The organism is Agromyces italicus DSM 16388 (genome assembly GCF_000421545.1).
GTDB classification, from domain to species: domain Bacteria; phylum Actinomycetota; class Actinomycetes; order Actinomycetales; family Microbacteriaceae; genus Agromyces; species Agromyces italicus.
The window spans coordinates 1-21,266 of the sequence record NZ_ATXF01000012.1 but is presented as its reverse complement, the minus strand read 5'-3'; the positions used below and the strand labels follow the sequence as shown (position 1 = coordinate 21,266).

Annotated in this window: 14 protein-coding genes and 2 rRNA genes; 14 read left to right on the top strand and 2 right to left on the bottom strand. The window is 66.8% G+C overall.

Annotated features, from left to right (window positions below; all coding sequences use genetic code 11):
* Positions 1 to 61 precede the first annotated feature (61 nt).
* The 11 genes from H516_RS0116745 to H516_RS0116695 all read left to right on the top strand — a co-directional run bounded on the left by H516_RS0116745 (position 62) and on the right by H516_RS0116695 (position 12,923).
* Entirely contained in the window at positions 62 to 712 is a 651-nt protein-coding gene (locus H516_RS0116745) for an amino acid ABC transporter permease (RefSeq protein ID WP_022890853.1), read from the top strand.
* Positions 709 to 1,629 (top strand): amino acid ABC transporter permease, encoded by a 921-nt coding sequence (locus H516_RS0116740; protein WP_022890852.1) that lies wholly within the window; start codon positions 709 to 711, stop codon positions 1,627 to 1,629. Before H516_RS0116745 ends, H516_RS0116740 begins: the two co-directional genes overlap by 4 nt.
* A 90-nt stretch (positions 1,630 to 1,719) precedes the next feature.
* The gene (gene pheS, locus H516_RS0116735; protein WP_022890851.1) at positions 1,720 to 2,760 is read left to right on the top strand and encodes a phenylalanine--tRNA ligase subunit alpha; all 1,041 of its coding nucleotides are present in this window, start codon (positions 1,720 to 1,722) and stop codon (positions 2,758 to 2,760) included.
* 3 nt (positions 2,761 to 2,763) lie between these two features.
* On the top strand, positions 2,764 to 5,289 hold the full coding sequence (gene pheT, locus H516_RS0116730) for a phenylalanine--tRNA ligase subunit beta (RefSeq protein ID WP_022890850.1): 2,526 nt from the start codon (positions 2,764 to 2,766) through the stop codon (positions 5,287 to 5,289).
* Positions 5,290 to 5,609: 320 nt separating this feature from the next.
* On the top strand, positions 5,610 to 6,653 hold the full coding sequence (gene argC, locus H516_RS0116725) for an N-acetyl-gamma-glutamyl-phosphate reductase (protein WP_022890849.1): 1,044 nt from the start codon (positions 5,610 to 5,612) through the stop codon (positions 6,651 to 6,653).
* Entirely contained in the window at positions 6,650 to 7,807 is a 1,158-nt protein-coding gene (argJ, locus tag H516_RS0116720) for a bifunctional glutamate N-acetyltransferase/amino-acid acetyltransferase ArgJ (RefSeq protein WP_022890848.1), read from the top strand. The genes argC and argJ overlap by 4 nt, the downstream gene beginning before the upstream one ends.
* Positions 7,808 to 7,809: 2 nt before the next feature.
* Positions 7,810 to 8,739 carry an acetylglutamate kinase gene (argB, locus tag H516_RS0116715; protein WP_022890847.1) on the top strand — a complete coding sequence of 310 codons (930 nt, stop codon included), beginning with the start codon at positions 7,810 to 7,812 and terminating at the stop codon, positions 8,737 to 8,739.
* Positions 8,740 to 8,771: 32 nt separating this feature from the next.
* A complete protein-coding gene (locus H516_RS0116710) occupies positions 8,772 to 9,926 on the top strand; it encodes an acetylornithine transaminase (RefSeq protein WP_051138889.1) in 1,155 nt (384 codons plus the stop codon).
* A gap of 23 nt (positions 9,927 to 9,949) precedes the next feature.
* Positions 9,950 to 10,879, top strand: a complete 930-nt coding sequence (gene argF / locus H516_RS0116705; protein WP_022890845.1) for an ornithine carbamoyltransferase — start codon at positions 9,950 to 9,952, stop codon at positions 10,877 to 10,879.
* Positions 10,879 to 12,309: an argininosuccinate lyase gene (gene argH, locus H516_RS0116700; protein ID WP_022890844.1), complete on the top strand. Its 1,431-nt coding sequence runs from the start codon at positions 10,879 to 10,881 to the stop codon at positions 12,307 to 12,309. Before argF ends, argH begins: the two co-directional genes overlap by 1 nt.
* Before the next feature lie 2 nt (positions 12,310 to 12,311).
* Positions 12,312 to 12,923 (top strand): DNA-3-methyladenine glycosylase, encoded by a 612-nt coding sequence (locus H516_RS0116695; RefSeq protein WP_211217113.1) that lies wholly within the window; start codon positions 12,312 to 12,314, stop codon positions 12,921 to 12,923.
* A gap of 71 nt (positions 12,924 to 12,994) precedes the next feature.
* On the opposite strand, the gene H516_RS0116690 is transcribed toward H516_RS0116695, so the two are convergent.
* Both H516_RS0116690 and H516_RS0116685 read right to left on the bottom strand, forming a co-directional pair.
* Positions 12,995 to 13,600, bottom strand: a complete 606-nt coding sequence (locus H516_RS0116690) for a hypothetical protein (RefSeq protein WP_051138886.1) — start codon at positions 13,598 to 13,600, stop codon at positions 12,995 to 12,997.
* Positions 13,597 to 14,205: a hypothetical protein gene (locus H516_RS0116685; RefSeq protein WP_026378934.1), complete on the bottom strand. Its 609-nt coding sequence runs from the start codon at positions 14,203 to 14,205 to the stop codon at positions 13,597 to 13,599. Before H516_RS0116685 ends, H516_RS0116690 begins: the two co-directional genes overlap by 4 nt.
* 113 nt (positions 14,206 to 14,318) lie before the next feature.
* Between H516_RS0116685 and tyrS the strand changes: the two genes are divergently transcribed.
* The 3 genes from tyrS to H516_RS0116670 all read left to right on the top strand — a co-directional run.
* A complete protein-coding gene (tyrS, locus tag H516_RS0116680; RefSeq protein WP_026378933.1) occupies positions 14,319 to 15,620 on the top strand; it encodes a tyrosine--tRNA ligase in 1,302 nt (433 codons plus the stop codon).
* A 703-nt stretch (positions 15,621 to 16,323) separates the two neighbouring features.
* Positions 16,324 to 17,852 (top strand): 16S ribosomal RNA (locus H516_RS0116675).
* A gap of 489 nt (positions 17,853 to 18,341) precedes the next feature.
* Positions 18,342 to 21,266, top strand: a 23S ribosomal RNA gene (locus H516_RS0116670); the annotation flags it as partial.

Here is a 21,266-nt window from a genome sequence, read left to right as displayed (position 1 = left end):
TCCGGGCCCCGTATCGCGGGGCCCGGACCGCACAGTCCGACTGCAAACCGAGAGGACCCGCGTGGACGTCGTCATCGCGAACCTTCCCCTCTATCTCGAGGGTTTCGGCGTGACACTGCTGCTGCTCGGCGTGAGCGGCCTCGGCGCGCTCGTGCTGGGCACGATCATCGCGGCGATGCGCATCTCGCCGATCGCGACGCTGCGCGGCATCGCCACCGTTTACACCGAGATCATCCGCAACACTCCGCTCACCCTCGTGGTGCTCTTCGCGGTCGTGATCGTGCCGCTGCTCGGGGCCCGCGTGCCGTTCATCCTCTCCGGCTTCATCGCGCTCGCGGTGTACACGTCCCCCTTCGTCGCCGAGGCGCTCCGCTCCGGTATCAACGGCGTGCCGATCGGGCAGGCCGAGGCCGCACGCAGCCTCGGGCTCGGCTTCAGCCAGTCTGTGGCGCTCGTGATCTTCCCGCAGGCGTTCCGCATGACCATCCCGCCGCTCATCAACGTCTTCATCGCACTCGCGAAGAACACCTCGGTCGTCGGCGGCGTCGGCTTCGTCTCCGAGCTCTTCGGCGTCGGGCGAACGCTCGCCAACGCCCACGGCAACGCCGTCATCGCGATCCTCATCGGCGTCGCCTTCTTCTACCTCGTCGTGACCGTGCCGCTCGGCTTCCTCGCGACCCAGCTCGAGCGGAAATGGGTGGTGCAGCGATGAGCGGTTCCAGCGTCCTCTTCGACGCGCCCGGCCCTCGGGCGCGGCGGCTCTCGGCGATCCTCTCGTGGGTGAGCGGGGTCCTCCTCCTCGGTACGGTCGCCTGGGGCATCATGGTGCTCAACGCGCCACGAGAGTCGGGCGGCATCACCCTGCCCGGCATGTTCGACCCGTCCCGGTGGGACATCATCGCCGACCCCGAGTTCTGGAACTTCGTCATCTTCACGGGCGTCTGGAACACGCTGCGCGCCGCGCTCGTCGCCGCGGTGCTCGCCGTCGCGCTCGGCGTGGTGCTCTCGCTCCTGCGCAGTTCGCCGATCGGCTGGATCCGAATCCCGACGGCGGTGCTGATCGAGTTCTTCCGCGGCATGCCCGTGCTGCTGATGATGCTGTTCATCCTGCTCGTCGCCGGCACGGGGCAGTACTGGGCCGTCGTCGCCGCGCTGGCCGTCTACAACGGCGCCCTCATCGGCGAGGCGCTGCGCGCCGGGCTCGTCGCCCTGCCGAGAGGCCAACGCGAGGCGGCCCTCAGCGTCGGCATGCGTCCGCTTCAGTCGAAGATGCTCGTCGAGTTCCCGCAGGCGTTCAGGCAGATGCTGCCGATCATCGTCGCGCAGCTCGTGGTGCTGCTGAAGGACACCTCGCTCGGCTACATCGTCGGCTATCAGGAGCTCCTGCGGGTCACCCTGAACAACCTCGGCAGCTTCTACGGCAACCGCTACCTGTTCACACTCTGGTGCGTCGCGTTCATTCTGTACCTCGCGATGAACCTCTCGCTGTCGTGGTTCGCACGGTGGCTCGGCCGCCGGGGTGACCGCCGCTACCACCCGGGCAAGGCCGGGCCCGCTCCAGTCGACCCGAGCCAGGCGCTGCTCCTCGCCGAGGCGAACGCGGCGGCCCGCCAGAGCGAGAACGCGTAAGAATCGAGGCCGTCGGCGGTGGCGGCATCGCCCAACCCCGCTCCGGGGCAGCATGATCGCGGGAGCGCGGGGCGACTAGACTCGATCTTCGTGCCAGAGCCCCTCGAAATCACCGAATCCGCGGTCGGGTCCGCGGTCGACGCAGCCCTCGCGGCCATCGCGTCGGCCGGCGACTCCGCCGCGCTGAAGTCCGTTCGTACCGAGCACACCGGCGAGAAGTCGACGCTGGCGCTCCTCAACGCCGAGCTCCGCAACGTGCCAGGCGACCAGAAGGCCGCCCTCGGCAAGCTCGTCGGCGGCGCGCGGGGCAGAGTGAATCAGGCCTTCGCCGCCCGCGAGTCCGAGATCGTCGAGGCCGAGGCGGCCGCGCAGCTCGCCGCCGAAGCGGTCGACGTCACGGCGTTGCCCTCGCGCGTCACGGCTGGCGCGAGGCATCCGCTCGCCCTCCTGCAAGACCGGGTGTGCGACGTCTTCACCGGCATGGGGTGGGAGATCGCCGAAGGCCCCGAGGTCGAGAGCGAGTGGTTCAACTTCGACGCGCTGAACTTCGACGCCGATCACCCGGCGCGCGCCATGCAGGACACCTTCTTCGTCGACCCGCCCGAGGCGCACCTCGTGATGCGCACGCACACGAGCCCGGTGCAGATCCGCTCGATGCTCGAGCGCGAACTGCCCCTCTACGTGCTCGCGCCGGGGCGCGTGTACCGCACCGACGAGTTCGACGCGACCCACCTGCCGGTCTTCATGCAGTTCGAGGGGGTCGCGGTCGACAAGGGCCTCACGATGGCGCACCTCAAGGGCACGCTCGACCACTTCGTGAAGGCGATCTTCGGCGATGAGGCGAAGATCCGCCTGCGCCCGAGCTTCTTCCCGTTCACCGAGCCGAGCGCCGAGCTCGACTTCTGGCACCCGACGTTCAAGGGCGGGGCTCGCTGGATCGAGTGGGGCGGCTGCGGCATGATGCACCCGAACGTGCTGAAAGCCGCGGGCATCGACCCCGAGGTGTACACGGGCTTCGCCTTCGGCATGGGGGTCGAGCGCGGCCTCATGCTCCGCAACGACGTGCAGGACATGCGCGAAATGGTCGAGGGAGACGTTCGCTTCTCCCAGCAGTTCGGAATGGTGGTCTAGAACATGCGAGTACCTCTCAGCTGGCTCGCCGAGTACGTCGAGCTCGTGCCGGGCACGACGCCCGAAGACGTCCACGCCGCCCTCGTGAAGGTCGGCCTCGAAGAGGAGGACGTGCACACCTTCGAGCTTCAGGGCCCCATCGTCGTCGGCGAGGTGCTCGAGTTCGTCGAAGAGCCCCAGACGAACGGCAAGACGATCCGCTGGTGCCGGGTGCGCGTCGCGCCCGACGGCGAGCGGGCGGCAGACGGCGGAGATGCCGTACGCGGCATCGTCTGCGGCGCGCGCAACTTCTTCGTCGGCGACAAGGTCGTCGTCACGCTCCCTGGCGCAGTGCTGCCGGGGCCCTTCCCGATCGCCGCGCGCAAGACGTACGGGCACGTCTCCGACGGCATGATCGCCTCGGCGCGCGAGCTCGGCCTCGGCGACGAGCACGACGGCATCCTGCGCCTGGCGGCCCTGGGGCTCGACGCGCCGGTCGGCAGCGACGCGATCTCGCTCCTCGGCCTCGACGACGCCGCGATCGAGATCAACGTCACGCCCGACCGCGGCTACGCGTTCTCGATCCGCGGAGTGGCGCGCGAGTACGCGCATGCGACGGGTGCGGTCTTCCGCGACCCCGTCGAGCAGACCCCCGCCACGGATGCCTCGGCCGATGGCTTCTCGGTCGTGATCGACGACCGGGCGCCGCTGCGCGGAAAGCTCGCCTCGAACGCGTTCGCGACGCGCATCGTGCGCAACCTCGACGCCTCGAAGCCGACCCCTGCGTGGATGATCGCTCGGTTGAAGCTCGCCGGCATCCGCTCGCTGTCGGTGCTCGTCGACATCACGAACTACGTCATGCTCGAACTCGGGCAGCCGATCCACGGCTACGACCTCGATGCGCTTCGCGGCGGCATCGTCGTACGGCGCGCCGAGCAGGGTGAGCGCTTCACGACCCTCGACGGCAAGGAGCGCACGCTCCACGCCGAAGATATCGTGGTGACCGACGACCGCGGCCCGATCGGCCTCGCGGGCGTCATGGGCGGCGCCGAGACCGAGATGGGCGACACCACGGCGAACGTGCTCATCGAGGCCGCCCACTGGGATCCGGTGTCGATCGCGCGCACGGCCCGTCGGCACAAGCTGCCGAGCGAGGCGGCGAAGCGCTACGAGCGCGGCATCGACCCGACCATCGGGGCCGTCGCAGTCGCACGCGTCGCCCAGCTCATGGTAGATCTCGCGGGCGGCACGGCCGACACGGGCGGTTCTCTCATCCAGACGACGCCGGCGCGCGACGCGATCGTGCTGCCCGACGGCTTCGTCTCGCGCATCATCGGCGTCGCGTACACGAACGACGAGGTGCACGACGCGCTCGCAGAGATCGGCGGCGTGCTCACGCGCGTCGACGGCGGCTTCTCGGTCACGCCCCCCGCGTGGCGCCCCGACCTCACCGGTCGAGAGGAGCTCGCCGAAGAGGTCGCCCGGCTCGTCGGCTACCACCGCATCCCCTCGGTGCTGCCGGTCGCGCCTCCCGGGCGCGGACTCACGCGCTCGCAGCGTCTCCGCAGGCAGACCGCCGACGTGCTCGCGGGCTCGGGGTCGACCGAGGTGCTGAGCTTCCCGTTCGCGACCGAGTCCGAGAATGCCCGATTCGGCAGCGCCGACGGGTCGCCCGTGGCCTCCGTGCGCCTCGCGAACGCCCTCGACCAGTCGACGCCGTACCTGCGTCGTTCGCTCCTGCCGGGCCTGATGGCCGCGGCGAAGCGCAACCGTTCGCGCGGGCTCGTCGACGTCGACCTGTTCGAACTCGGACTCGTCTTCCTCCCCGAGCCCGGCCGCGCCTACGGCTCAGCCGAGCTCCCGGTCGGCGACGCGAAGCCGAGCGACGAGACGCTCGCCGCGCTCGACGCGGGCATCCCGCCGCAGCCGCGCCACCTCGGTGTGCTGCTCGTGGGCGAGCGGATCGCGAAGCAGCCGGGTCAGCCGGCTGAGCCGGTCGGCATCGTCGACGCGCTCGACGCGGTGCGCCGGGTCGCCCTCGCGACGGGCGCCGAGCTCGAGATCGTGCAGGGTGCGCACCAGGCGCTGCATCCGGGTCGCACGGCCGAACTGCGCATCGGCGGGCGGGTGGTCGGCTTCGCCGGCGAGCTGCTGCCGGCGCTCGCCGAGGAGCACGACCTGCCGCGCGTGGTCGCGGTCGCCGAGCTCGACCTCGATGCCGTGATCGCCGCCGCCGACCCCGCGGTCGAGGCGTCGCCGACCGGCACGTTCCCCGCCGCGACGCAAGACCTGTCGGTGCTCGTCGACGTCGGCGTGCCGGCTGCCGAGGTCGCCGCCGCGGTGCGCGAGGGCGCGGGCGAACTGCTCGAGCACCTCGGACTGGTCGACGACTACCGCGGGCAGGGTGTGCCGGCGGGTTCGAAGAGTCTGACGTTCGCGCTGCGCTTCCGCGCCGCCGATCGCACGCTCACCGCGGCCGAGGCCAGCGAGGCGAAGCTCGCCGGTGCGGCCCTCGCGGCCGAGCGCACGGGCGCGTCGATCCGCGACTGAGTTCCTCGGCTCCGAGTACCCGGCGCCCGTCACCCGAGTACCGAGCGCCGACGACGGCGCCGCGCATACCGCGCGGCGCCGTCGTCGCATTCCGACGCACAGCGCCCCGCCGGTTTGCACCTCGCCGCGCCCCGCCGATATGGTCGATCCATGTCCATCACCCGGTTCGTCGCCGCTGCACGCGTCTCGCGTGTCCCGGTCGTGCGCAGCCGACGCCGTGGCGGCCGCCGAATCTCGGCGACCCCTGCACAGGCGTAGCGGCCTGTCGCGGGGCGTCGCCGGAACATCGCCCCGACCAGACAGACCCTAAGGTGGATTCCATGACGTACTCCGTCGCCGTTTCCGGCGCGTCCGGCTATGCCGGAGGAGAGATCCTGCGGCTGCTCGCCGATCACCCCGAGTTCGAGGTCCGCACCGTGACCGCGCACTCGAACGCCGGCCAGCCGCTCGTCGCGGTGCAACCGCACCTGCGCACCTACACGCACCTCACCCTCCAGGAGACGAGCGCTGCGACCCTCGCGGGCCACGACGTCGTCTTCCTCGCGCTCCCGCACGGCGCCTCGGGCGCGATCGCGGCCGAGCTCCCGCCCGAGACGCTCGTCATCGACTGCGGCGCCGACCACCGGCTCGAGCGCGCCGACGACTGGGCGGCGTTCTACGGCGGCGACTTCCACTCCGCGTGGACGTACGGTGTTCCCGAGCTGCCGCGACTCTCGAGCACCCAGCGCGACCGGCTGGCGAAGTCGCGCCGCATCGCCGCACCGGGCTGCAACGCCTCGACCGTCGCGCTGTCGCTCGCCCCCGGCATCCGCGCCGGCGTCATCGAGGACCGCGATCTCGTGTCGGTGCTCGCCGTCGGGCCGTCCGGTGCCGGCAAGAGCCTGAAGGCCCACCTGCTCGGCGCCGAGATCCTGGGTTCGGCGAACCCGTACTCGGTGGGCGGGGTGCACCGGCACATCCCCGAGATCCAGCAGGCGCTCCGCTGGGCCGGCGCGGCGAACCCGACCATTTCGTTCACCCCCGTGATCGTGCCGATGTCGCGCGGCATCCTCGCGACGTCGACCGCGCGCATCATGCCCGGCACCGACGCGAAGACCGTGCGCGCCGCCTGGGAGGACGCGTACGCGGGGGAGCGCTTCGTGCAGCTGCTGCCCGAGGGCCAGTTCCCGCGCACCGCCGACGTGCTCGGCGCCAACACCGCCCTCATGGGCCTCGCAGTCGACGAGCGCGCGGGTCGCGTCGTCATCGTGACCGCGGTCGACAATCTCGTCAAGGGCACCGCGGGTGCCGCCATCCAGTCGGCGAATCTCGCGCTCGGCCTCACCGAGTCGACCGGCCTTCCCGTGAACGGAGTCGCACCGTGACCGTCACCGCCCCCGCCGGATTCGAAGCCGCCGGCATCGCCGCCGGCATCAAGCGCACCGGGGCGCTCGACCTCGCCCTGATTGTGAACCGCGGGCCGTCGCAGCAGGCGGCCGCGGTGTTCACCTCGAACCGCGCGCAGGCGAACCCGATCATCTGGTCGCGGCAGGCCATCGCCGACGGCCAGGTCGCGGCGATCGTGCTCAACTCGGGCGGGGCGAACTGCTTCACCGGCCCTGAGGGGTTCCAGGTCACGCACCGCACCGCCGAGGCGGCCGCGTCGGCGCTCGAGGTCTCGGCCGGCGACGTCCTCGTCTGCTCGACGGGGCTCATCGGCGACCAGCTCGACGGTGAGATCCTGGAGGAGGGCGTGCTGAGCGCCGCGAACCGGCTTTCGGCGGACGCCGCCGCCGGTGAAGATGCGGCCCGAGCGATCATGACGACCGACACCAAGCCGAAGACCGTCCTCGTCGAGGGTGCGGGGTGGCGCATCGGCGGCATCGCGAAGGGTGCGGGCATGCTCGCGCCCGGACTCGCCACGATGCTCGTCGTCATCACGACCGATGCCGAGCTCGAGGCATCCGCGCTCGACCGCGCGCTGCGGCAGGCGACCCGCGTCAGCTTCGACCGCCTCGACTCCGACGGCTGCATGTCGACGAACGACCAGGTGACTATCCTTGCGAGCGGCGCCTCGGGCGTCGTGCCCGACGAAGCGGCCTTCACCGAGGCGCTCACCGCCGCCTGCCTCGACCTCGCAGCGCAGCTCCAGGCCGATGCCGAGGGTGCGAGCCACGACATCACGATCGAGGTGCGCGGCGCACAAACCGAAGACGACGCCGTCGAGGTCGGCCGTTCGGTCGCCCGCAACAACCTCTTCAAGGCGGCGATCTTCGGCAACGACCCCAACTGGGGCCGGGTGCTCGCCGCGATCGGCACCACGCGGGCCCCGTTCGACCCCTATCTCGTCGATGTGTCGATGAACGGGGTGCGGGTGTGCCACGCCGGCCGTCCCGACCGTCCTCGTGACGAGGTCGACCTCGCACCCCGGGCCACGCACGTGCTCGTCGAGTTGCACGCGGGCGAGGCATCCGCGACGATTCTCACCAACGACCTCACGCACGACTACGTGCATGAGAACAGCGCCTACGCGAGCTGAGCATGAGCGACATCGAAACGGATGCCTCGGGCTCGGGCGCCGACCTCGCCGCCGAGAAGGCACGGGTGCTCATCGAGTCGCTGCCGTGGCTTCAGCGTTTCCACGGCGAGACGATCGTGGTGAAATTCGGCGGCAACGCGATGGTCAGCCCCGAGCTGCAGCGCGCCTTCGCCGAAGACATGGTGTACCTCCGCTACGCCGGGATCAAGCCGGTCGTCGTGCACGGGGGCGGCCCGCAGATCTCGTCGATGCTCGAGCGGCTCGGCATCGAGAGCGAGTTCCGCGGCGGGTACCGCGTGACGACGCCCGAGGCGATGGACGTCGTGCGCATGGTGCTCTCGGGGCAGGTGAATCGCGAGCTCGTCTCGCTGATCAACGGGCACGGGCCGCTCGCGGCGGGGCTCTCGGGTGAAGACGCGGGGCTGTTCACCGGCCGCAGGCGCGGGGCCGTCGTCGACGGCGCCGAGATCGACCTCGGCCTCGTCGGCGATGTCGTCGCGGTCGACCCGGAGGCGGTGCAGACTCAGCTCGACGCCGGGCGGATCCCCGTCGTCTCGTCGATCGCACCCGATGCCGACACGCCTGGTCAGTCGCTCAACGTGAACGCCGACTCGGCTGCCGCGGCACTCGCCGTCGCGCTCGGTGCGGCGAAGCTCGTCATCCTCACCGACGTCGCCGGGCTCTACCGCGACTGGCCGAACCGCGACTCGCTCGTCTCGGTCATCGAGGTGCCCGAGCTCACGGCGCTCCTGCCGTCCCTCGAATCGGGCATGATCCCGAAGATGCGCGCCTGCCTCGACGCCGTCGAAGGCGGCGTCGCCAAGGCGGCCATCATCGACGGTCGCGTGCCGCACTCGATCCTGCTCGAGGTCTTCACCCGGTCCGGAATCGGCACCGAGGTCGTGCCTCAGAACGCCGGAGGCGCCGAGTGAACGACTGGCAGCAGCGGTTCGACACCCGCATCATGCGCTCGATCGGCATGCCGCTCGCGAAGCTCGAGCGCGGCGAGGGCGTATGGGTGTGGGATGACTCGGGCAAGCCCTACCTCGACTTCCTCGCCGGCATCGCGGTCAACGCGCTCGGTCACGCCCATCCGGTCTTCGTCGAGGCCGTCTCCCGGCAGGCGGCGACCCTCGCCCACGTCTCGAACTACTTCACGACCGAGCCGACGCTCGAGCTCGCCGAGCGCATCACGAGGCTCTCGGGGGCGGGCGACGAGGGGCGGGTGTGGTTCGGCAACTCGGGCGCCGAGGCCAACGAGGCGGCGTTCAAACTCGCCCGCCTCAACAACTCGGGCGGGGCCCGCACGCGGGTTCTCGCGCTCGTCGACGCCTTCCACGGGCGCACGATGGGTTCGCTCGCCCTCACCGGGAAGGCGCACATGCGCGACCCGTTCCTGCCGCTGCCGGGCGGGGTCGAGCACATCCCCGCGACGCTCGACGCGCTCGAGGCCGAGATCGACGATGCGGTCGCGGCGCTCATCGTCGAGCCCATGCAGGGCGAGGCCGGCGTCGTCGAGCTGCCGGCGGGCTTCCTCGAAGCCGCGCGAGAGTTGACGCATCGTCACGGGGCACTCCTCATCGTCGATGAGATCCAGACCGGCGCCGGGCGCACCGGTGCCTGGTTCGGGTTCCAGCACGCGGGCATCGCGCCAGACGCGATCACCTTCGCCAAGGGCGTCGGCGGAGGCTTCCCGATCGGCGGCCTCGTGACCTACGGACACGCGTCGTCGCTGTACACGAAGGGCCAGCACGGTTCGACCTTCGGCGGCAACCCGCTCGCGACCGCGGTCGCGAACGCGGTGCTCGGCGAGATCGAATCGGCGGGGCTCGTCGAGAACGCGGCGGCGCGCGGCGAGCAGCTGCGCGAGCGCATCCTCGACCTCGACTCCCCGCTCATCGCCGGCGTCCGCGGTCGCGGCCTCCTCATCGGCATCGGGCTCACCGGGCACGTCGCCGGCCCGCTCGTCGCTGCGGCGATGGACGCCGGGCTGATCGTGAACGCGGCGAACGACGCCACCATCCGGGTGGCTCCGCCGCTCACCATCGGCGACGCCGAGATCGACGAGTTCGTCGAGCGCTTCTCGATCGCGCTCGATTCCGTCGCCGCCACCTCCTGAACCTCCCACACGAAACGGACCCCATGACCCGCCACTTCCTCCGTGACGACGACCTGAGCCCCGCAGAACAGGCCGAGGTGCTCGAGCTGGCCGCACGGCTCAAGGCCGACCGCTTCGCCGAGCGCCCGCTCGACGGCCCGCAGACCGTCGCCGTGCTCTTCGACAAGACCTCCACACGCACCCGAGTCTCGTTCTCGGTCGGCATCGCCGACCTCGGCGGCGTTCCGCTCGTCATCGCCTCGAACGAGAGTCAGCTCGGGGGCAAGGAGTCGGTCGCCGACACAGCCCGCGTGCTCGAGCGCATGGTCGCCGCGGTCGTCTGGCGCACCTACGCCCAGTCGGGCCTCGAAGAGATGGCGGCGGGCACCACGGTGCCGGTCGTCAACGCCCTCTCCGACGACTTCCACCCCTGTCAGATCCTCGCCGACCTGCAGACGGTGCGCGAGAAGAAGGGCGAGCTCGCAGGACTCACGATGTCGTACTTCGGCGACGGCGCGAACAACATGGCGCACTCGTACCTGCTCGGCGGCGCGACCGCGGGCATGCACGTGCGCATCGCGGCACCTGCCGACTACGCACCCCGTGCCGATATCGTGGCCGACGCCGAGCGGATCGCCGCGACGACCGGCGGCTCGGTGCTCGTCACGACCGACGCGGCCGCCGCGGCATCGGGCGCCGATGTGATCGTCACCGACACCTGGGTGTCGATGGGCCAGGAGGCCGAGAAGGCGGAACGACTCGCGATCTTCGGCGACTACCGGGTGACCGGAGCGCGCATGGCCGAGGCATCCGATTCGGCGATCTTCCTGCACTGCCTTCCCGCGTACCGCGGCGTCGAGGTCGATGCCGAGGTCATCGACGGCCCGCAGTCGGTCGTCTGGGACGAGGCGGAGAACCGACTGCACGCGCAGAAGGCGCTGCTGGCGTGGCTCCTGAACCGGAAGGACGCATGATGACCGAGCACGGAACCAACGAGGGCTCGCTCTGGGGTGCCCGATTCGCGAGCGGTCCGTCGCCCGAACTCGCGCGACTGTCGAAGTCGACGCATTTCGACTGGCAGCTCGCGAGCTACGATCTGGCGGGTTCGCGCGCGCACGCGCGGGCGCTCGCCGCGGCCGGATACCTCGGCGACGACGAACTCGCGACGATGCTCGCGGGGCTCGACACCCTCGGGGCGCGGGTCGTCTCGGGAGAGATCGTCGCCGCCGAGAGCGACGAGGATGTGCACGGTGCGCTCGAGGCGGCCCTCATCGGCATCGTGGGGCCCGAGCTCGGCGGCAAGCTCCGTGCCGGCCGAAGCCGCAACGACCAGATCGCCACGCTCGTCCGGCTGTACCTGAAGGATCACGCCGCCGTCATCGGACAGCAGCTCGTGCACCTCATCGATGCGCTCGCCGCGCAGGCCGAGGCGCACCGGGGTGCCATCATGCCGGGACGCACGCACCTGCAGCACGCGCAACCCGTGCTGCTCGCGCACCACCTGCTCGCCCACGCGTGGGCGCTCGGCCGCGACCTCGAGCGCCTGGTCGACTGGACGAAGCGGGCCGATGTCTCGCCGTACGGCGGGGGAGCGCTCGCGGGTTCGACGCTCGGGCTCGACGCGGCGTCCGTCGCCCGCGACCTCGGCCTCGCCGCGCCGGCCGAGAACTCGATCGACGGTACGGCGAGCCGCGACGTCGTCGCCGAGTTCGCCTTCGTCACCACGATGATCGGCATCGACCTCTCGCGCATCTCCGAGGAGATCATCCTCTGGAACACGCGCGAGTTCGGCTTCGTCACGCTCGATGACGGCTACTCGACCGGGTCGTCGATCATGCCGCAGAAGAAGAACCCCGACATCGCCGAGCTCGCCCGCGGCAAGTCGGGTCGACTCATCGGCAACCTCACCGGCCTTCTCGCGACCTTGAAGGCGCTCCCGCTCGCGTACAACCGCGACCTCCAAGAGGACAAGGAGCCCGTCTTCGACTCGGTCGAGACGCTCGAGGTGCTGCTGCCCGCGTTCACCGGCATGGTGGCGACGCTCACCTTCCACACCGATCGGATGGCAGAGCTCGCGCCCGCAGGCTTCTCCCTCGCGACCGACGTGGCCGAATGGCTCGTCAAGCGGCATGTGCCGTTCCGCGACGCCCACGAGATCACCGGTGCGCTCGTGCGCTACGCCGAGGTTCACGCCCTCGAGCTCGACGCCGTCGACGACGCCGCGCTCGCCGCGATCTCGCCGCACCTCACGCCAGAGGTGCGCGAGGTGCTGACCATCGAGGGCTCGGTGGCGAGCCGCGACGGCATCGGCGGCACCGCCCCGGTCAGGGTCGACGAGCAGTTCGCGCGTCTGGCCGACCGGGTGCGGCATCTCGTCGCAGGTCTTCCGGAGGCGGCGGACTGACGGTGCTGGTGACGCCCGATCGGGCGTTCTTCGAGCAGGATCCGGTGCAGCTCGCGCCGCTCCTGCTCGGCGCCGTGCTGAGCTTTGCGGCGCCCGACGGCGAGGTGGCCATCCGGCTTTCGGAGCTCGAGGCCTACCGCGGGGTCGGTGAAGACCCCGGTTCGCATGCGTTCCGCGGACGCACGCCGCGAAACGCCGTCATGTTCGGCGATCCCGGGCACCTGTACGCGTACTTCAGCTACGGCATGCACGTGTGCCTGAACATCGTGGCGCGGCCGGCGGGAACCTCCTCGGGGGTGCTCCTGCGCGGGGCGACGGTGGTGCAGGGGCTCGAGCTCGCTCGGCACCGCCGCCCTGGGGTGGCCGATCGAGATCTCGCGCGCGGCCCCGGCCGGTTGTCGCGCGCGCTCGGTGTGCCGCTCGAGGCGGGCGGCAGCGACCTGCTCGCCCCGCCGTTCTCGTTGAGGGTCCTCGAAAGGCCGCTCCATCACTCGGCCGGTCCGCGAACGGGCGTCGGCGGTACGGGCGGCGGTGCGAGCTACTCGTGGCGCTTCTGGTTGCCGGGCGACGAGGGCGTCTCGCCGTACCGGCGGCACAAGCTCGCCGCCGAGTAGCGGCGCGCGGAGGGGTGGCGCGCGCCGCCCGAATGAACCGAGCGCCCCGAGTCAGGGCGAGCGGCACGGGGTCAGCGGATCGCGAGGTGCACGACGAGGGCGGCGGCGCACGCCCAGATGAGGCTCGCGAAGGTGCCGATGATGAACCGCTCGCGCGCCTCGGGCGCCTCGAGTTCGGTGAATCGGCCGACGCCCTTGATCGCGACGACGATCGCGAGCGCCTCGGGGAATCCGGCGATGATCGCGCCGGCCGAGGCGATGCGCTCGAGCACGCCGATCGTCAGTCCGCCGCGCAGCACCTCCCGACGTCGCTCCACGGCGTGCACACCCGGGGCGAGGTCGGCATCGACGCGTCGGTCGGTCACGATGATGCCGCCGTGGAGGCCGGGGGCGACGGCGCGGCCCATCGCGAGATCCAGGGCGGTGCCGGCTGCTGCGCTGCCCCCGAACACGGCGATCGCCAAGCCGAGCACGACGACGAGCGGAGCGACGCCGATCGGGGCCTGCCCCTGTGCCGTCGACGCTGCGAGCACCGCGATGCCGAGCACGCCCGTCGCGAACCAGACGAAGCCGCGACGGGGCCGTACCGAGGCGAGGATCGAGAGCACCGCGGCCCCGACGAGCGAGAGCAGAAGCGCCGACCAGGTGATCGCGTCGGCGATGACGAAGAGATTCATGGGTGGCGGGCTCCCGTCGAGGCATCCAGATTCTCAAGCAGCCTAGCGAGCGCGGGCACCGCGTCGAGCTCGGCGCGGATGTTGGCGGACTTCATGCGCGAGCTGATCGCCGGGGCGCTCACACCGAGCTCGTCGGCGATGTCGGACTGCAGAGCTCCCGCGACGATACGGTCGTAGACCTCCCAGCCCTGTTCCGAGCGTCGCTCCCGCAGGATCAGCGCGAGCTTGAAGAGCGCCTCGATGTGCGCGGCATCGTTGCCCGCAGCCTCGATCGCGAGCCGAGGCGAACTCTTCTTCGCGCGCTCGACCGCGTCGCGGGCAGCGAAGAACGCGTCGCCGCTCGCCTCTCTGATGTCGTCGGGCAGCGGTTCGCGTACTGAGCCGCAGCCGATGCCCACGCTCCACTCGCCCTTCCGGGTGAGCTCGAGGACGACGTCGACGGCGGTGCGCGCGTCGCTCGTGAGGAGCTGGATCTCGTCGCCGGCGTTGCGGGCGACCGGGAGCAGCAGGCGCTCGCTGTACTCCTGCTGAAGGCGGTCGCGTTCGGCGCCGGCGAGGTCGGCGGTTGTGCGGCTTGCGACCTGGTCCGCGGTGATGACGATCATCGTCACTCCTTCACCTTGCAGGGTTCATCTCGGCAGAGATAAGCATACATCATTAAGCACCGGTCGGTTAGGGGTGGAATGCTCATCATCCGCTCCGCTGATAATCTGACGTGGTGTCAGACCCAGTGATCCTCTCCACCCAGCACAACGACGCCTCATTCGACGACGTCTGGGAGGAGCTCGTCTGGCGCGGCCTCGTGCATGTGTCGACCGACCAGGCCGCGCTCAAAGAGCTTCTCGCGGGCGAGCCGGTCACCTATTACTGCGGGTTCGACCCCACGGCGCCGAGCCTGCACCTCGGCAACCTCGTGCAGCTGCTCACCATGCGGCGTCTCCAGCTCGCCGGGCACAAGCCGCTCGGTTTGGTCGGCGGCTCCACCGGCCTCATCGGCGACCCCCGCCCGACCGCCGAGCGCACGCTGAACACGAAGGAGACCGTCTCCGAGTGGGTCGGCTACCTCCAGGGGCAGGTCACGCGTTTCCTCTCGCAGGAGGGCGAGAACGCGGTGCGTCTCGTGAACAACCTCGACTGGACGGCCGGCCTCAGCGCCATCGACTTCCTCCGTGAGATCGGCAAGCACTACCGTGTCGGCACGATGCTCAAGAAGGACGCGGTCGCCTCGCGACTGAACTCCGACTCGGGCATCAGTTACACCGAGTTCAGCTACCAGATCCTGCAGGGCTTCGACTACCTCGAGCTCCACCGACAGTACGGCTGCGTGCTCCAGACGGGCGGCAGCGACCAGTGGGGCAACCTCACGAGCGGCACCGACCTCATCCACCGCGTCGAGGGCGCGAGCGTTCACGCCATCGGCACCCCGCTCATCACGAACGCCGACGGCACCAAGTTCGGCAAGAGCGAGGGCAACGCGGTGTGGCTCGATCCCGCCATGTGCAGTCCCTACCGCTTCTACCAGTTCTGGCTCAACACCGATGATGCCGACGTGGTGACCCGGCTCAAGGTCTTCACCTTCCTCGGGCGTGAGCGCATCGAGGAGCTCGAGGCGCTCGTCGCGAGCGAGCCCTTCCGTCGCGAGGCCCAGCGGGTCCTCGCGACCGAGGTCACCACGATGGTGCACGGCGCGGATGCCACGGCGGCGGTCATCGCGGCGTCGCAGGCGCTGTTCGGGCAGGGCGAGATCACCGAGCTCGACGCCGATGTCTTCGAGTCGGCGCTCCGCGAGCTTCCGAACACGACGACTTCGCCCGATGCCCCGATCGCTCAGCTGCTGGCCGACACGAAGCTCGTCTCGAGCGTGAGCGAGGGACGCCGCGCGATCAGCCAGGGCGGGATCTCGATCAACAATCGTCGCGTCGACGACCAGGCCGCGACCCTCGACGGCTTCGTCGGGCGAGGCGGCATGGCCGTGCTTCGTCGCGGGAAGAAGACGCTCGCAGGCATCTTCGTCGAGTAGCCGCCGGCTCCGCCGAGCCTCGCGGGCCCCGGCCGATCACTCCGTGATCGACCGGGGCCCTTCTCGTCGACGGGGAAGTCGTTCGATTCGAACTCGCCGGTCCGCGGCCGGTGGGGGAGTGCTGGCCCCTCGTCCCGAGTTCGCGTTCCGCGGCGCGATCCAGCGCCGTTATCCACGTTGATCAGGCAATAGACCGCGCTGACTGGCTTCGCTGCGATTGCGACACGCCCGGGTTGTGTGGTGGATTTGCGGGTTGTGGTGGTGTGCGCGTAGATTTTCTCTTGTCGCTGCGGCGGCCGGGAAGCGCGGGAGAGCGGGTCTGGTCGAGTGGTGGTGGTTCTAGCCAAATAACCTCGAAGGCGCAGCATTGCGACTCGGTGATTTCAAGTCTAGGATGAGATACCCCTTCTAGTTGATCGTGGCTCTTCGGAGTTGTGGTGGTCGTCGTGTTTTCGGCGGGCTGGTTTGGTGGTATGTTTGACAGGTTGCCCTGGGGGCTGGCTCGGCTTTGGGTCGGGTTCAACTCGGGTGCGTCCGTTCCTTGAGAACTCAACAGCGTGCACTATGTTCAATGCCAATTTATTGAACCCCAACCACTTCGGTGGTGGGATTCCTTTGATTGATGGACAATTTGATTTTCGAGTCAGTTGTTTCTCTGTCAGAGATTGAACTCCCTGGCACTTTCGGGTGTTGGGAACCATTTTTTTTGGAGAGTTTGATCCTGGCTCAGGACGAACGCTGGCGGCGTGCTTAACACATGCAAGTCGAACGATGAAGCTGGAGCTTGCTCTGGTGGATTAGTGGCGAACGGGTGAGTAACACGTGAGTAACCTGCCCTGGACTCTGGGATAAGCGTTGGAAACGACGTCTAATACCGGATAGGACCTCGGATCGCATGATCTGGGGTGGAAAGTTTTTCGGTCTGGGATGGACTCGCGGCCTATCAGCTTGTTGGTGAGGTAATGGCTCACCAAGGCGTCGACGGGTAGCCGGCCTGAGAGGGTGACCGGCCACACTGGGACTGAGACACGGCCCAGACTCCTACGGGAGGCAGCAGTGGGGAATATTGCACAATGGGCGAAAGCCTGATGCAGCAACGCCGCGTGCGGGATGACGGCCTTCGGGTTGTAAACCGCTTTTAGTAAGGAAGAAGGGGCTTCGGCCTTGACGGTACTTGCAGAAAAAGGACCGGCTAACTACGTGCCAGCAGCCGCGGTAATACGTAGGGTCCGAGCGTTGTCCGGAATTATTGGGCGTAAAGAGCTCGTAGGCGGTTTGTCGCGTCTGCTGTGAAAACTAGAGGCTCAACCTCTAGCCTGCAGTGGGTACGGGCAGACTTGAGTGCGGTAGGGGAGAATGGAATTCCTGGTGTAGCGGTGGAATGCGCAGATATCAGGAGGAACACCGATGGCGAAGGCAGTTCTCTGGGCCGTAACTGACGCTGAGGAGCGAAAGCGTGGGGAGCGAACAGGATTAGATACCCTGGTAGTCCACGCCGTAAACGTTGGGCGCTAGATGTGGGGACCTTTCCACGGTTTCCGTGTCGTAGCTAACGCATTAAGCGCCCCGCCTGGGGAGTACGGCCGCAAGGCTAAAACTCAAAGGAATTGACGGGGGCCCGCACAAGCGGCGGAGCATGCGGATTAATTCGATGCAACGCGAAGAACCTTACCAAGGCTTGACATACACGAGAACGGGCCAGAAATGGTCAACTCTTTGGACACTCGTGAACAGGTGGTGCATGGTTGTCGTCAGCTCGTGTCGTGAGATGTTGGGTTAAGTCCCGCAACGAGCGCAACCCTCGTCGCATGTTGCCAGCACGTCATGGTGGGAACTCATGTGAGACTGCCGGGGTCAACTCGGAGGAAGGTGGGGATGACGTCAAATCATCATGCCCCTTATGTCTTGGGCTTCACGCATGCTACAATGGCCGGTACAAAGGGCTGCGATGTCGTAAGGCGGAGCGAATCCCAAAAAGCCGGTCTCAGTTCGGATTGAGGTCTGCAACTCGACCTCATGAAGTCGGAGTCGCTAGTAATCGCAGATCAGCAACGCTGCGGTGAATACGTTCCCGGGCCTTGTACACACCGCCCGTCAAGTCATGAAAGTCGGTAACACCCGAAGCCGGTGGCCTAACCCTTGTGGAGGGAGCCGTCGAAGGTGGGATCGGTGATTAGGACTAAGTCGTAACAAGGTAGCCGTACCGGAAGGTGCGGCTGGATCACCTCCTTTCTAAGGAGCAACTCGGAAGCCTTCGGGTTTTCGCAGTGCGCCAGATCAAGACGGCTCTGTTCATTTCGGAACAGACCTGGTCTTGCTGGTTGCTCATGGGTGGAACATTGAACATGGGTGCTCGTCTGAATGGTTCAGACCTAGTACGCCTCACTTGTTGGGGTTGGAACGGTGGGGGCCGGCCGGTCGGGTACGTTGCACGCTGTTGGGTCCTGAGGGACCGGACAACTTCCCTGGCTTTCGGGTTGGGGGGTGATGGTTTCTTCAGGCCTTCACGTAGCCGATGGTTTTGATTCGGTGGGTGTGGGGGTTCTGGCCGTCTGTTGAGAACTACATAGTGGACGCGAGCATCTTAGAAACAGGACTTCGGTCTTGTTTCACATAGGTGAGTCGCCGATTGGTTGCCTTCGGGTGGCTGTTCGGCGTATTCACTGGTCAATTTCGCAGCACCTTTCGGGGTGTTGCACGAATTCGATCGAACTCATGTGATTTCAAGTTTTTAAGAGCAAACGGTGGATGCCTTGGCATCTGGAGCCGAAGAAGGACGTCGTAATCTGCGATAAGCCTCGGGGAGCTGATAAACGAGCTGTGATCCGAGGATTTCCGAATGGGGAAACCCCGCCAGGCCCTTTGGGTGACCTGGTGACTCCCGCCTGAATATATAGGGCGGGTAGAGGGAACGTGGGGAAGTGAAACATCTCAGTACCCACAGGAAGAGAAAACAACCGTGATTCCGTGAGTAGTGGCGAGCGAAAGCGGAAGAGGCTAAACCGGTCATGTGTGATACCCGGCAGGGGTTGCATGATCGGGGTTGTGGGACCTTTCGGACTGTACTGCCGTGCAGTCACGGTGACGTGTCAGGTATAGACGAACCGCATTGAAAGGCGGACCGGAGTGGGTGTGAGTCCCGTAGTCGAAATGCCTGGCCGGCCGGAGAGGTATCCCAAGTAGCGCGGGGCCCGAGAAATCCCGCGTGAATCTGTCAGGACCACCTGATAAGCCTAAATACTCCCAGATGACCGATAGCGGACAAGTACCGTGAGGGAAAGGTGAAAAGTACCCCGGGAGGGGAGTGAAATAGTACCTGAAACCGTTTGCTTACAAACCGTTGGAGCCTCCTTGTTGGGGTGACAGCGTGCCTTTTGAAGAATGAGCCTGCGAGTTAGTGATCTGTGGCGAGGTTAACCCGTGTGGGGCAGCCGTAGCGAAAGCGAGTCTGAATAGGGCGATTCAGTCGCAGGTCCTAGACCCGAAGCGAAGTGATCTATCCATGGCCAGGTTGAAGCGACGGTAAGACGTCGTGGAGGACCGAACCCACTTCAGTTGAAAATGGAGGGGATGAGCTGTGGATAGGGGTGAAAGGCCAATCAAACTTCGTGATAGCTGGTTCTCTCCGAAATGCATTTAGGTGCAGCGTTGCGTGTTTCTTGCCGGAGGTAGAGCTACTGGATGGCCGATGGGCCTCAACAGGTTACTGACGTCAGCCAAACTCCGAATGCCGGTAAGTGAGAGCGCAGCAGTGAGACGGTGGGGGATAAGCTTCATCGTCGAGAGGGAAACAACCCAGACCACCAACTAAGGTCCCTAAGCGCGTGCTAAGTGGGAAAGGATGTGGAGTTGCACAGACAACCAGGAGGTTGGCTTAGAAGCAGCCACCCTTGAAAGAGTGCGTAATAGCTCACTGGTCAAGTGATTCCGCGCCGACAATGTAACGGGGCTCAAGCACGCCACCGAAGTTGTGGCATTGACATTTGTGGTAGGCCTTCGTGGTCCAGCCGTGTTGATGGGTAGGAGAGCGTCGTGTGCCGGGTGAAGCGGCGGTGGAAACCAGCCGTGGACGGCACACGAGTGAGAATGCAGGCATGAGTAGCGAAAGACGGGTGAGAAACCCGTCCTCCGGAAGACCAAGGGTTCCAGGGTCAAGCTAATCTGCCCTGGGTAAGTCGGGACCTAAGGCGAGGCCGACAGGCGTAGTCGATGGACAACGGGTTGATATTCCCGTACCGGCGAAGAACCGCCCACATGAAATCAGGAGTGCTAAGCATCCCAAGACGCGTGGATCCCTTCGGGGACGATCGTGTGGCGGCATGCGACCCCATCTGGTGGAGTGAGCGTATTAACAGGTGTGACGCAGGAAGGTAGCCCAGCCCGGGCGATGGTTGACCCGGGGCAAGCGTGTAGGCCGAGCGATAGGCAAATCCGTCGCTCATCAAAGGCTGAGACGCGATGCGGATGAAAAGTGGGTGATCCTATGCTGCCGAGAAAAGCATCGACGCGAGGTTCTAGCCGCCCGTACCCCAAACCGACTCAGGTGGTCAGGTAGAGAATACTAAGGAGATCGAGAGAATCGTGGTTAAGGAACTCGGCAAAATGCCCCCGTAACTTCGGGAGAAGGGGGGCCTGAGGCGTATTAGGACTTGCTCCGAAAGCGTTTGAAGGCCGCAGAGACCAGTGGGAAGCGACTGTTTACTAAAAACACAGGTCCGTGCCAAGTCGCAAGACGATGTATACGGACTGACGCCTGCCCGGTGCTGGAAGGTTAAGAGGACCGGTTAGCCGCAAGGCGAAGCTGAGAATTTAAGCCCCAGTAAACGGCGGTGGTAACTATAACCATCCTAAGGTAGCGAAATTCCTTGTCGGGTAAGTTCCGACCTGCACGAATGGCGTAACGACTTCCCAGCTGTCTCAACCGCGAACTCGGCGAAATTGCATTACGAGTAAAGATGCTCGTTACGCGCAGAAGGACGGAAAGACCCCGTGACCTTTACTACAGCTTGGTATTGGTGTTCGGTGTGGCTTGTGTAGGATAGGTGGGAGACTGTGAAGCTGGCACGCTAGTGTCGGTGGAGTCATTGTTGAAATACCACTCTGGTCACTCTGGATATCTAACTTCGAACCGTGATCCGGTTCAGGGACAGTGCCTGGTGGGTAGTTTAACTGGGGCGGTTGCCTCCCAAAAAGTAACGGAGGCGCCCAAAGGTTCCCTCAACCTGGTTGGCAATCAGGTGGCGAGTGTAAGTGCACAAGGGAGCTTGACTGTGAGACTGACAGGTCGAGCAGGGACGAAAGTCGGGACTAGTGATCCGGCAGTGGCTTGTGGAAGCGCTGTCGCTCAACGGATAAAAGGTACCTCGGGGATAACAGGCTGATCTTGCCCAAGAGTCCATATCGACGGCATGGTTTGGCACCTCGATGTCGGCTCGTCGCATCCTGGGGCTGGAGTAGGTCCCAAGGGTTGGGCTGTTCGCCCATTAAAGCGGTACGCGAGCTGGGTTTAGAACGTCGTGAGACAGTTCGGTCCCTATCCTCTGCGCGCGCAGGAAATTTGAGAGGATCTGACCCTAGTACGAGAGGACCGGGTTGGACGAACCTCTGGTGTGCCAGTTGTTCCGCCAGGAGCACCGCTGGTTAGCT

Coding starts and splice junctions, on each gene's coding strand:
- H516_RS0116740 (WP_022890852.1), top strand. CDS start 709: ATGAGCGGTTCCAGCGTCCTCTTCGACGCGCCCGGCCCTCGGGCGCGG.
- argC (WP_022890849.1), top strand. CDS start 5,610: ATGACGTACTCCGTCGCCGTTTCCGGCGCGTCCGGCTATGCCGGAGGA.
- H516_RS0116710 (WP_051138889.1), top strand. CDS start 8,772: ATGCGCTCGATCGGCATGCCGCTCGCGAAGCTCGAGCGCGGCGAGGGC.
- argB (WP_022890847.1), top strand. CDS start 7,810: ATGAGCGACATCGAAACGGATGCCTCGGGCTCGGGCGCCGACCTCGCC.
- pheT (WP_022890850.1), top strand. CDS start 2,764: ATGCGAGTACCTCTCAGCTGGCTCGCCGAGTACGTCGAGCTCGTGCCG.
- argH (WP_022890844.1), top strand. CDS start 10,879: ATGACCGAGCACGGAACCAACGAGGGCTCGCTCTGGGGTGCCCGATTC.
- H516_RS0116685 (WP_026378934.1), bottom strand. CDS start 14,205: ATGATCGTCATCACCGCGGACCAGGTCGCAAGCCGCACAACCGCCGAC.
- argF (WP_022890845.1), top strand. CDS start 9,950: ATGACCCGCCACTTCCTCCGTGACGACGACCTGAGCCCCGCAGAACAG.
- H516_RS0116690 (WP_051138886.1), bottom strand. CDS start 13,600: ATGAATCTCTTCGTCATCGCCGACGCGATCACCTGGTCGGCGCTTCTG.